The organism is Cycloclasticus pugetii PS-1, from assembly GCF_000384415.1.
Classification (GTDB): domain Bacteria; phylum Pseudomonadota; class Gammaproteobacteria; order Methylococcales; family Cycloclasticaceae; genus Cycloclasticus; species Cycloclasticus pugetii.
The window spans coordinates 1,484,698-1,497,233 of record NZ_ARVU01000001.1; the positions used below are offsets into that span (position 1 = coordinate 1,484,698).

At 41.8% G+C, this 12,536-nt stretch carries 8 protein-coding genes and 1 tRNA gene; all 9 read left to right on the top strand.

The annotated features are described in order from the left end of the window. The 9 genes from CYCPU_RS0107250 to CYCPU_RS0107290 all read left to right on the top strand — a co-directional run bounded on the left by CYCPU_RS0107250 (nucleotide 1) and on the right by CYCPU_RS0107290 (nucleotide 12,491). On the top strand, nucleotides 1-738 hold the full coding sequence (locus CYCPU_RS0107250; RefSeq protein WP_033422302.1) for a flagellar brake protein: 738 nt from the start codon (nucleotides 1-3) through the stop codon (nucleotides 736-738). Between the two features lie 131 nt (nucleotides 739-869). Further along, nucleotides 870-946, top strand: a tRNA-Arg gene (locus CYCPU_RS0107255). 115 nt (nucleotides 947-1,061) lie between these two features. Next, nucleotides 1,062-3,881, top strand: a complete 2,820-nt coding sequence (locus CYCPU_RS0107260) for a 2-oxoglutarate dehydrogenase E1 component (protein ID WP_016390080.1) — start codon at nucleotides 1,062-1,064, stop codon at nucleotides 3,879-3,881. Nucleotides 3,882-3,910: 29 nt separating this feature from the next. After that, nucleotides 3,911-5,167, top strand: coding sequence for a 2-oxoglutarate dehydrogenase complex dihydrolipoyllysine-residue succinyltransferase (gene odhB, locus CYCPU_RS0107265; protein WP_015006227.1), 1,257 nt, complete (start codon nucleotides 3,911-3,913; stop codon nucleotides 5,165-5,167). Between the two features lie 13 nt (nucleotides 5,168-5,180). Next, nucleotides 5,181-6,614 carry a dihydrolipoyl dehydrogenase gene (gene lpdA / locus CYCPU_RS0107270; RefSeq protein ID WP_015006228.1) on the top strand — a complete coding sequence of 478 codons (1,434 nt, stop codon included), beginning with the start codon at nucleotides 5,181-5,183 and terminating at the stop codon, nucleotides 6,612-6,614. Between the two features lie 294 nt (nucleotides 6,615-6,908). After that, a complete protein-coding gene (locus CYCPU_RS0107275; RefSeq protein WP_020162358.1) occupies nucleotides 6,909-8,738 on the top strand; it encodes a thiamine pyrophosphate-binding protein in 1,830 nt (609 codons plus the stop codon). A 2-nt stretch (nucleotides 8,739-8,740) separates the two neighbouring features. Continuing rightward, on the top strand, nucleotides 8,741-9,568 hold the full coding sequence (locus CYCPU_RS11740; RefSeq protein WP_020162359.1) for a citryl-CoA lyase: 828 nt from the start codon (nucleotides 8,741-8,743) through the stop codon (nucleotides 9,566-9,568). Continuing rightward, nucleotides 9,565-10,365, top strand: a complete 801-nt coding sequence (locus CYCPU_RS0107285; protein WP_020162360.1) for a citrate synthase family protein — start codon at nucleotides 9,565-9,567, stop codon at nucleotides 10,363-10,365. Before CYCPU_RS11740 ends, CYCPU_RS0107285 begins: the two co-directional genes overlap by 4 nt. A 50-nt stretch (nucleotides 10,366-10,415) precedes the next feature. After that, nucleotides 10,416-12,491 (top strand): TonB-dependent receptor plug domain-containing protein, encoded by a 2,076-nt coding sequence (locus CYCPU_RS0107290; protein ID WP_020162361.1) that lies wholly within the window; start codon nucleotides 10,416-10,418, stop codon nucleotides 12,489-12,491. Nucleotides 12,492-12,536: the final 45 nt, after the last annotated feature.

The following is a 12,536-nucleotide window of genomic DNA, read 5'->3' on the forward strand; positions in this document are numbered from 1 at the left end:
GTGAACTTTATATCCAGTCTAAAGTCATTATTGCGCTCAGAAGAAGAGGAACAAACACCCAACCCTAACCCAAATTTTATCGTTCGGCCCTCTCGCATTAAACACATGTTGCAAATTCTAATGGAATCGCATGTACAAGTTTCGCTGGTATTCGATAATCAATTAGAGTGCACCAGTAGATTACTTGACGTATCAACAAACGAATTAATACTCGATCAATTAAATAACCGAACCGCTCATCTTAAAATGCTACCCGGCACGGTTATACAAGTTAACGCCAAGCATCACGCCGTTCCTTTTAATTTTAGCTCAACTATTACCGGCACATTGCACGATGGCAGCTACCTGATGGCGATGCCCGAAAAAATATATCACCCCCAAAAAAGATCCTTCTTCAGAGTACCCATTGAGAATATCGAAAAGTATAAATTTACCGCTGCCATTCAGTTTTCTGAAAACCTTATTTCAGGCTATGTTTACGATGTTAGCTTCGGCGGTATTTGCATTGCGGTTTATTCAAACTCTTATGTGAAAAAAGGCTCTATTCTAACGCCTGCCAGCATGACCCTTAAAGACGGTAGTACTATTCAGTTAGATTTAACCGTTTGCTCTGTAAAAAAGTCTCCGTTAGAAGGCTTTACACGCGTCGGCTGCGAATTCCTTAACTTGGCCAGCCAAGAAAAAAGAGAGATCCATAAATTTATTACAGCATGTGAACGCGAACGCGCAAAAAAATAGTCTCCCTCAAGTTCACAAAGCTATAAAAATAAGCGTTTTGCGCTATCCCTAAAAAGCCCAATAGTGATATTATTTGACGCGAATTAATCAGGGTTCCATTTTTAAAATACATTTGACAATTCTTTAATATGGCCTCGGTAGCTCAGCTGGATAGAGCGCACCCCTCCTAAGGGTGAAGTCGCAGGTTCGAATCCTGCTCGGGGCACCACTATAGTGCTAAATATTAAGCATTAACAAAATGAGTAATTTAAACCCTTATCTTTTCTTAAAACTCGATTACACTTACAAACCCCTACATAAATTTAGACAGACGGAATATTTTAATGAACAATTTAATGCAGTTATTTAAAAGCACTTCCGCCCTAAATGGTGCTAATGCAAACTTTGTTGAAGACCTATATGAGCAATACCTCAATGACCCAGAATCAGTTGATGAGCAATGGCGAGAAAAGTTTCATTCCATACGATCGAATGCTGAAACAGTTGATATCCCCCATTCATCTATTAAAAAACACTTTTCTAACCTCGCCAAGGCTCCCACCGGAGTTCGTGTCATTCAAGGCGGCCTTTCTTCAGAGCAATTAGCCAAACAAGCTGCTGTTTCAAGACTGATGAATTCATATCGAATTAATGGTCATAAACAAGCTAATGTAAACCCACTAACACCACCAAAATCACAACTAATTGCTGAATTAGATATCGCTTTTCATGGGTTAAGTGAGCTTGACCTTAATACGCAGTTTGACACAGGTACCTTACACAACACGCCTGAACAATTAGCACTGAAAGATATTCTGCCAATACTCAAAGAAACCTATTGCAACAGTATTGGTGTTGAATACATGCACATTAGCGACACTGAAATGCGCTCTTGGGTAAGACGCCGTATGGAAGGCCCACGCGCTCGCCTAAACCTTGAGGCCGATCAGAAAAAATGGCTACTAAAGCTACTGACCGCCGCTGAAGGCATTGAAAACCACCTGCACAGAACCTATGTTGGGCAAAAACGTTTCTCACTAGAAGGTGGGGAAAGCTTAATTCCGATGCTTGACGAAATGCTTCAACGACTAGGTGAGCATGGCGTCAAAGAAACCGTTATAGGCATGGCTCACCGTGGCCGGTTGAATGTTCTCGTCAATATTTTCGGTAAAAAGCCATCCATTCTTTTTGAAGAGTTTGAAGGCAAGCGTTCTGCCTCTCCAGCCAAAGACGGCTCTGGCGACGTAAAGTATCACATGGGCTTCTCCTCGGACATTAATACGCCAGGAGGGGAAATGCACCTTGCCTTGGCTTTCAACCCTTCTCATCTAGAAATTATCAACCCAGTTATTGAAGGCTCAGTACGTGCAAGACAAGATCGACGCGGTGAAACAGGCGAAGATGAAGTTGTTGCTATTCAAATACATGGTGATTCGGCTTTTTCTGGTCAAGGCGTGATCATGGAAACGTTGCAAATGTCTCGTACCCGTGCCTATGGCACAGGCGGCACGATTCACATTGTTATCAATAATCAAATCGGCTTTACCACCAGTAACCCTGCTGATACACGATCAACATTGTATGCTACCGATGTGGCTAAAATGCTGGAAACTCCTATTCTGCATGTTAATGCAGATGACCCAGAAGCCGTTTTGTTTGCAGCTCAGCTAGCCGTTGATTTCCGTCATGAGTTTAGACAAGACATTGTTTTAGACATGGTTTGTTATCGCCGACGTGGCCACAATGAAGCGGATGAACCGGCTGTGACTCAACCATTGATGTATAAAACTATTCGTGAGCTACCGACTACGCGTAAAATTTACGCCGATCGTGTTGTTAATGAAGGCTCATTATCTGCCGACGTGCCGAAAAACTTAGAGTCGGAGTATCGTTCTTCTCTAGAAAAAGGTGAAATTGTCTCACGGCCAATTTTAGAACATAAAGTTAACCCGTTTGTTGCCAAATGGAATGCCTTTTTATCAAGCAAGTGGGATGACCCGTGCGACACCACGGTACCTGCCAAAGAGTTTCATGAGATCTCCGACCTCATGCTTACCTTACCGCCGGAATTTTCACTTCAAAACCGAGTGGAAAAAGTACTAGAAAGCAGAAAAAAAATGTCTGTTGGCGCCTTACCTATCGACTGGGGTTATGCTGAAAACATGGCCTATGGAACATTACTAAGTAAAGGTAGAAATATTAGAATGACGGGGCAGGACGTAGGCCGCGGAACATTTTTCCACCGCCATGCCGTTTTGCATAATACGCAAAATGGTGAGACCTATACCTCGCTAAGACATATGTTTCTAGAACAAGGTAGATTCTCTCTCTATGATTCTTTTCTATCTGAAGAAGCGGTTCTAGGTTTCGAGTATGGCTACTCCACAACAGAACCCGATGATCTAGTTATATGGGAAGCACAATTTGGTGATTTCGCCAATGGTGCACAAGTGCTGATGGATCAATTTATAAGCTCAGGTGAAACAAAATGGGGGCGCATCTGTGGTCTTGTTATGTTATTACCTCATGGTTACGAGGGCCAGGGCCCTGAACATTCATCAGCCCGCTTAGAGCGTTACCTACAATTATGCGCCGAACATAATATGCAAGTTTGTGTTCCATCGACACCAGCACAGATCTTTCATTTATTACGCCGCCAAACATTGAGTTACTTCCGTAAACCACTGATTATAATGAGCCCTAAGAGCTTACTGCGACACAAACTAGCAACATCTACCTTAGAAGAGCTCACTGAAGGCAAGTTTCACCCACTGATTCAAGAAGTGGATGATATTGATCCTAATAAAGTCACAAGACTGATCGTCTGCTCTGGAAAAGTCTATTATGATTTACTCGAACAGCGCAGAAGCGATGGCCTTGAAAACGTTGCTATTTTCAGAGCCGAACAGCTTTACCCATTCCCTATCGATGAGCTACATGAGTCTTTTGAGCAATACCCTCAATTAAAACAACTCGTTTGGTGTCAAGAAGAGCCCAAAAATCAAGGTGCCTGGTACCAAATTAGACATCGGTTTTTTGATTTACTCAGCGAGAAGCTAGAACTTAAATATGCAGGTCGGCCTATGTCAGCATCACCAGCCGTTGGTCAATTTAGCCTACATGTTGAACAGCAACAAAAATTAATCCATACAGCACTTTATTAAAAAATAGACTTTAAAAAAAAGGAACAAACATGAGCATTGAAGTCGTAGTACCTAGCCTTCCAGAATCCGTTGCCGATGCCACTTTAGTAACTTGGCATAAACAAGCCGGTGACACCGTTTTAAAAGATGAAAATCTAGTTGACCTCGAAACAGATAAAGTAGTTTTAGAAGTCCCTGCACTGTCAGATGGCGTGTTAGCAGAAATCATTGAGCCAGAAGGTTCTACTGTATTAAGCGGCCAATTGCTGGCTCGCATAGAAGCTGGTAGCGCCAAACCAGAAACCCCAAGCCCAAAAGCAACACCGGCAAAATCAGAACCAGCAACAACGACTTTACCTGCTGAAAAAAATTCAGGTTCAACTGAAGCACTTAGTCCTGCTGTTAGAAAACTCGTTGCTGAGCATGGATTAGACCCCCAACAAATTGCAGCCTCAGGTAAAGGCGGCAGAATCACCAAAACCGATGTGCTAAACCATATCAAGCAACAGTCTAGTAATGGCGTCACAACAGCTTCAGCAACCATGAGCAATTCGGCACCGAGCAAAGCGGCTAAGGCAACACCAATGCCAACCTTACCAACAAGTGAGCGTGCAGAACAACGCGTGCCGATGACACGCCTTCGAGCAAAAATTGCAGAGCGCTTAATTCAAGCTCAGCAAAACACGGCTATGTTAACAACGTTTAACGAAGTAAACATGCAGCCTATTATGGACATTCGCAGTAAATATAAAGATCAATTCTCGAAAGTTCATGATACAAAATTAGGCTTTATGTCATTTTTTGTTAAAGCAGCCGTTGAGTCACTTAAGCTTTTCCCATCAGTCAACGCCTCTGTTGATGAACAAGATATTATTTACCATGGTTATTATGATATCGGCATTGCCGTTTCATCACCTCGCGGCTTAGTAGTGCCGGTACTGAGAGATGCAGACCTGAAAAATTTTGCCGCCATTGAAAGCGGTATTGCTGAATTTGGTATCAAAGCCCGTGATGGAAAATTAGGCATCGATGATCTAACCGGCGGTACATTTACAATCACTAATGGTGGTGTATTTGGATCAATGATGTCGACTCCTATTTTGAACCCACCACAAAGTGCTATTTTGGGTATGCATGCCATTAACCAACGAGTGATGGTAGAAAACGGTGAAATGGTTATACGTCCTATGATGTATCTAGCCTTATCTTATGATCATCGAATTATAGATGGTAAAGAAGCAGTGTCCTTTTTAGTCACTATAAAAGACTTCTTAGAAGACCCCGCAAGATTACTGTTAAACGTTTAATAGGGAGCATCCCATGAGTTTAGATAATAAATTTGACGTTGTTGTCATCGGCGGTGGACCGGGTGGTTATGTCGCCGCAATTCGTTGCGCTCAACTTGGCCTAAAAACAGCCTGCGTTGATGAGTTTACTGATAAAAACAATAAAGCATCCCTTGGTGGCACCTGCCTAAATGTCGGTTGCATACCGTCTAAAGCTCTACTTGAGTCCTCACATCATTATGAACAGTTAAACCACGGCTTAGATGAGCATGGTATCAAAGTAACTGGGCTGAAGATTGACGTGCCCACAATGATCAAAAACAAAGACGATATCGTAAGTCGTCTTACCGGTGGCATCAGTGGTCTCTTTAAGGCTAATAAAGTCACCAGCTTTCATGGTCGCGGAAAATTACTGGCTGGGAAGCAAGTCGAAATCACTAGCAACACTGATGATGTTTCTGTTATTTCAGCAGACAGCATTATCTTAGCAACCGGCTCACGCCCTATCGATATCCCCTCTGCCCCTGTCGACAACATAAATATTGTCGACTCCACTGGCGCACTGAATTTTGATAAAACACCTAAAAAATTAGGCGTAATTGGGGCCGGTGTCATTGGCCTGGAATTAGGCAGCGTATGGAACCGCTTAGGGTCGGATGTTGTGTTACTTGAAGCCCAAGATGAGTTTTTACCGGCAGTAGATACAAAAATAGCAGCAGAAGCCAAACGGCAATTTAAGAAACAAGGACTTGATATCAAAATGGGTGCTCGCGTTACCAAGGCGACCACAAAAGCTAAAAAAGTAACTGTCAATTATGAAGATGCTTCAGGCGAACATACCATAGAACTGGACAAATTGATCGTATCGGTTGGTCGCAGGCCCAACACAGATAATTTATTTGCTCCAGAGTCTCCAATTGAACTTGATGAACGCGGTTTTATTGAAGTTGATGAGATCTGGCAAACAAGTCAACCTTGTGTTTATGCGATTGGTGATTTGATTCGTGGGCCGATGCTTGCTCATAAAGCTTCTGAAGAAGGCGTTGCCGTCGCTGAAGTCATTTACGGTGAAGAACCTGAAATAAACTACGATGTTATTCCAAATGTTATCTACACTGGTCCTGAAATTGCGTGGGTTGGGCAAACCGAACAACACCTTAAATCTGCAGGTATAAAAGTAAAAATAGGCACGTTCCCTTTTGCAGCGAGTGGTCGTGCTCAAGCCCTAGGCGATACCACGGGTATGGTCAAAATCATCTCTGATGAAGAAACAGATCAAATTCTAGGTGTGCACATTATCGGCGCACAAGCTTCTGAGCTTATCGCTGAAGCAGTATTGGCGCTAGAGTACTCTGCTAGCACTGAAGATCTCGCATTAACCATTCATGCCCATCCAACACTTTCTGAGGCTCTGCATGAAGCTGCCCTCGCTGTTGATAAGAGAGCATTGCATATCCCTAACCGTTAAGTTGTAATAGTTAAGGTTGTTTATAGAAGTACGTCAATACCATCACCAAGACGATGTTGACGTACTTCAACACCTTCCCCCAGCACCAATCAAATAGCACATTATTTAATTATTGCCCATTGGCTAGGCTCATTAAGAATATGATTTTTCAGAGCATAAGTTTTTCTCTTCTCCCAAAATTAAGGCTTTACAAACAGGGACAATTATACTAATTTTATTAACTTAATATAATAATTTAAGTTAATCTACTAACTTATTGATTATTAGGTATTTAAAAATCCAATGGAGAACCGGATGAGTTTAACCCTAACACAAGCAGTCCCGCAAAATGAAATCGCCACATGCGAGCTTCTCCTCGATTATTTAGAAAAAATTGGTGTTGAATATGTTTTCGGCATTCCAGGTGGTGCTATCGAACCACTCTACAATGCCTTAGCTAAAAGTGAGAAACGTGGCGGCATAAAAGCTATCACCGCTAGACATGAAACAGGGGCTGTTTTTATGGCCGACGCCTATGCAAGAAATACCGGGAAACTAGGTGTCTGCTGCTCCACTACCGGCCCAGGTGCAACAAATATGATCACCGGTGTTGCTTCCTCATTTGAAAATAACACCCCGTTACTTGTTATCACTCCTCAAGCATCTCAGGATAAAGTAGGTAAAAAGGCTCTCCAAGAATCTGGAGATACAGGGGTTAATATCCCTGGAATGTTTCAGTTTTTTACCAAATACAATAGTTATGTAACGCATGTGGGGCAATTTGAGCATAAACTTGTATCTGCTATCATGTCTGCTTTTAGTATGCCAGGAGGCCCAACACACCTGAACATTCCAACTGATGTATTAAAAAGCCATATCCCACCTAAACAACATCCAGTCAATATAAATAATTTATTAAGCCGCCCCTACTTAAAAGACGAAAAAGCTATACAAGCTCTTATAAGTGAACTTCGTCATTCAAAAAAGACTATTTTCGTAATCGGTGCAGGCGCTAAAGGTTGTAGCCGATTAATAACCGATTGCATTAATGATTTAGGTATTGAATTTGTTGCTACACCTGATGGTAAAAGTTTTATTAATCCTTACCACCCATCCTATAAAGGTGTTATTGGTTTTGCCGGACATAAGAGTGCGAGTAAAGCACTTCAATCCGATGCCGTTGACTCTATTGTCCTTATTGGTTCTTCTTTAGGTGAGTTTAACAGTAATGCATGGGACCAATTATCTTTATTGAACAACAAATTAATACATATTGATAATAACGAAGATAACCTAACAAGATCTTCTATGGCGAAGCTCCAAGTAGGCGGTCACATTCCAACTATCTTAGAAGCCATTTTAGAAAATAATAGAACGCAAATTAAAAATAAAGAAAAAATCTCAACCAAGTCCGTTATAGATAAAACTCAATTATTCGCTGATATATGTATAGATAATCAAAAAAAACTCCATTTTGAGCTTGATGACTCTACAAAAACCAAAGATCGGTCTAGCCCATTAAAACCACAGTTTTTAATGGCGCAGCTAACTCAACTTTTCCCACCTAATACCCGTTACTTAGCTGATAATGGCAATAATATGGCTTGGGCAGTTCATTATTTAAACCCCTATGACAGGCGCTTTAGTGGCCGCCGATCTTCACAAAGAGACCAAAAAGATAGACGAGCATTTAGCGCCGGGTTATTACAAATTAACACTGAGTTTTGTTCAATGGGTTGGTCAGTTGGAAGCGCCATCGGTACTGCACTAGCGCACCCAAATGATCCCGTTCTTTGTATTGTTGGTGACGGCAGCTTCCTCATGTCAGGTAACGAAATAACAGTCGCATTACAAGAAAAGTTAAATATTATTTTCCTTGTGATGAACGATCAACATCTTGGTATGGTTAAACATGGTCAACGATTAAATAAATCAGCCGATATAGCCAACACATTACCGAATATTAGTTATGCTTTAATGGCATCAGCCATGGGCATCATGAGTCATACCATTGAAACAGCCGATGACTTACTGCAGCTCGATACCAATAAAATTTGTGAACGTAAGGGGCCCACTCTACTCGACGTTAGAATAGATGCAGAAGAAGTTCCCCCTATTGCTACGCGCTTAAAAGGGATGAAGTAACAATGGAACAAGAAAAAATAAATACTAAAATTTGGTTTGAAGAAGAAGAACCTGACAACCCATTTGCCGCCAAAACATCTTACTGTTCTGGTTACGATGTTTATGGTGATTTATTGGGTAAAATCTCTTGGCCCGAATACATTTTTTTATTATTTAAGCTTGAAAAACCCTTACCCTGGCATTCTAAACTATTAGAGGCTATCGCTATTGCTATTGCCAATCCGGGCCCTCGTGATTTAGGTGTCCGTGCTGCTATGAATGGTGGTGTAGGCGGTTCAACCGCCGCTTCCTGTTTAATGGCCGCCTTAGCACCCAGTGCTGGCAAAAATGGAGGGGCAAGGGAAGTTTATCAAGTGATGCGCTTATGGCAACAGTGTGAATTTGAATTAACTCAATGGAAACAAAGTTTATCCAACTATCAAGATGAAGAAGAAATTGAAGTTTGGCCAGCTAGTGAACACACCCCTGGCTTTGACCCGTATGGGGCAAGTTGTGCCACCCCCGTTTTACAAACATTGGATCACTTAACGTCCATATACTCTGACGGAGCTCTCAGCTATTTATCAGCTAATCGACAGATATTTGAAAAAGTTGCTGATGCGCCATTAGGCATGACTGGTGTCATAGCCGCAGCCTTCACCGACTTAGGTTTTACGGATGAACAAGCAGAAATGCTATACCTTTTACTTCGCCTTCCGGGCGCTGCAGCACACTCACTTGAACAAAAAAAGCTTGGCTGGCGTAAATACCCATTTTTTGGAAATGGCTTAACCCTCACCAACGACCCTGGCCCATCAAACTCTAACCAAACATCCCAAGACGAACTATGAAAGGTCCGATAACACTTAAGCAGGCTGAAGATAATTGGCAAACCAACATGGGCGTTTTCGTCAATGGAGAACGTGCTATTTATCGTGGAAAAGATATATTTAACGAATTGGCCGATATTAATTGGTTTAAGTTAATTATGTTTGGTATCACTGGACGTGAATTTAGCAACCAACAAATAAAACTTTTTGAAGCCATTCAGGTAATCACCGTTAGTTACCCTGAGCCAAGGCTATGGAATAACCGCATCGCCGCCTTATCAGGTAGCGCAAGATCTACGGGTATATTAGGCTTATCAGCGGCCACTGCATGTTCAGAAGCAAAAATTTTTGGAAACCAAGCAAATATTATCGCCATTGACTTTATTAAACGTGCAAAAAAAGCTATTGAGGCAGGTGCAGATTTATCTGAATTTGTTATTAGTGAGCTTAAAAATAAACGAGCTATTGGTGGTTATGGTCGCCCCTTAGTTGATTCTGATGAACGAATCGCACCTTTATTAAATAGAGCTAAAGAGCTTGAACTTGCTAATGGCCCACATGTCAAGTTGGCCCTAGACATAGGTAATATTTTATCTAAAAGTCGTTATCGGCAAATTTTAAATGCAAGCGGTTTAGCTGCAGCATTAATGGCTGACCAAAACTTTGGGCATCGCGAATACTATTACGCAACCATGCTAGCTTTTTCTGCCGGTATTATACCCTGCTATATTGATGCAGCGAATCACAAAGAAGGCAGTTTCTTCCCGCTAAGCTGTCAACGACTAAACTACAAAGGACATGACGTAAGAAGCTGGTAATTTTTAAAATATCCGCTAACCTTAAATAAAATAATATTTTTGTTCCCCCCATGAAAAAAACACATGCTTGGTTACTATTAACCTTCCTCTCCACCTTTGGAACTAATTCATACGCATTTGATGAGAGCGAGAATGCCTTAGCAGACATATATGGCGATGAGGATTATATATATATAGCCACAGGGCGAAAACAAACAGTATCTCAAGCACCTGCTGTTGCAAGCACAATTACTGCTAAAACAATTCGTCAAATCGGCGCGCGTGATATTGATGAAGTATTAGAAACAATACCAGGCTTGCATGTCTCTTATACTGCCGGTGGATACAACCCCATCTATCAAATACGAGGCATTACATCAAACTTTAACTCCCAAGTTTTAGTGCTTATCAACGGGATCCCTATCACCAATATATTTACTGGGAATCGCTCTCAAGGGTGGGGAGGTATGCCGGTTGAAAATATATCTCGTATCGAAGTTATCAGGGGACCAGGTTCTGCTATTTATGGGGCTGACGCGTTTGCTGGAACTATAAATATCATTACTAAAAATTCCACCGAAATAGATGGGCTAGAAATAGGCGCGTCCGCAGGAAGCTTTGATGAATATCGAGGTTGGATACAATACGGTGGTTCGAAAGCCGGTTGGAATACGGCTTTCTCTGCTCAAGTGATGGATACACACGGTCAACACGAAAAAGTAGGAGCAGACATCCAAACAACCCTTGATACCATTACTGGAACCTCTGCCTCTTTAGCACCAGGTAATATTAGCTTGGGACGCCGATCATTAGACACCCGACTTGATCTCTCTAAGGCTAATTGGCAATTACGCTTAGGGTATCAAGCTAGAAGAGACGGCCAGGTAGGTGCAGGGCTTTTTCAGGCACTTGACCCCGTTGGTGAAGCTGATACCGATCGTTATAATGCGGATATCACATACAAAAACACTAATTTATCTGAGAATTGGGACTTTAAAGCTCAATATAGTTTTTTTAACAGCATCACTCAATCCAACTTAGTATTGCTCCCACCGGGTGCTAATACAACAGGAATTCCAGCCCATACTTTTCCAAATGGTGTTCTGGGTAAGCCCAATATATATGAGCGCCATAACCGGGTTGATTTATCTAGCTTTTATACTGGCTTAAAAAAACATGATATTCGTCTCGGTGTCGGCTTTCACCATCAAGACCAATATAAAATTGAAGAAAAGAAAAACTATTTACCGTTTGGCCCAGCCTTAATCCCTCTTGGAGGACTTGTTGACGTCAGTGACACGATCCCTTTCAACCAAGAAAAAACACGCAAAATTTATTATAGTTTTGTACAAGATGCATGGGACTTTGCCCCTGATTGGACTTTAACTGCTGGTCTACGTTACGACCATTACTCGGATTTTGGCGACACACTTAACCCACGACTGGCCTTAGTCTGGCAAACCAGTTATCGCTTAACCAGTAAGCTTTTATACGGGCGCTCTTTTCGTGCCCCTTCATTTGTTGAACAGTTCAATATTAATAACCCTGTTGCTTTGGGCAACCCAGATCTAGACCCTGAGGTTATTGACACCTATGAGATTGCCTTTGATTATAATACATCCAACAACCTAAAACTTAGTTTGAATTTATTCTACTATCAAATGGATGATATTATTCGTTTCGCCCCTACAACAGCTAGCAATACTGGCAAACAAACAGGGCACGGCTTAGAAATGGAAGCAAACTGGAATGTAACAAACAAGCTTTCCATCTATGGTAATTATGCCTACCAGTCTTCTGAGGATAAAGACACTAATAGCGATGCCGCAGATGCCCCTCAACAACAACTTTATCTGAGAGCCAATTATGACATATCGCCCATGTGGTCAATCAACTCTCAACTAAACCATGTCCGTGATAGGCAACGTGCTGCAAGCGATTTACGCCCAGACATAAGCAATTACACCACCATTGATTTAACTCTACGTGCAAAAGGACTTAACCCTGACATAGAACTTGCTTTATCGGCTAGAAATTTACTCGATGAAACAGTCAAAGAGCCATCCGAAGCACCTGGAAGCATCCCCGATGACCTGCCTCTTGCTGGCAGAGCTTTTTTTGTTGAACTGAGAAAATCTTTTCATTAAACCGATAAAGCTGTCGATAATGGCAAATAAACAATAATCAGGGAT

What these genes read in the sequence shown, in the direction of transcription:
- CYCPU_RS0107260 (WP_016390080.1), top strand. Translation starts at nt 1,062, where the DNA reads ATGAACAATTTAATGCAGTTATTTAAAAGCACTTCCGCCCTAAATGGT.
- odhB (WP_015006227.1), top strand. Translation starts at nt 3,911, where the DNA reads ATGAGCATTGAAGTCGTAGTACCTAGCCTTCCAGAATCCGTTGCCGAT.
- lpdA (WP_015006228.1), top strand. Translation starts at nt 5,181, where the DNA reads ATGAGTTTAGATAATAAATTTGACGTTGTTGTCATCGGCGGTGGACCG.
- CYCPU_RS0107275 (WP_020162358.1), top strand. Translation starts at nt 6,909, where the DNA reads ATGAGTTTAACCCTAACACAAGCAGTCCCGCAAAATGAAATCGCCACA.
- CYCPU_RS11740 (WP_020162359.1), top strand. Translation starts at nt 8,741, where the DNA reads ATGGAACAAGAAAAAATAAATACTAAAATTTGGTTTGAAGAAGAAGAA.
- CYCPU_RS0107285 (WP_020162360.1), top strand. Translation starts at nt 9,565, where the DNA reads ATGAAAGGTCCGATAACACTTAAGCAGGCTGAAGATAATTGGCAAACC.
- CYCPU_RS0107290 (WP_020162361.1), top strand. Translation starts at nt 10,416, where the DNA reads ATGAAAAAAACACATGCTTGGTTACTATTAACCTTCCTCTCCACCTTT.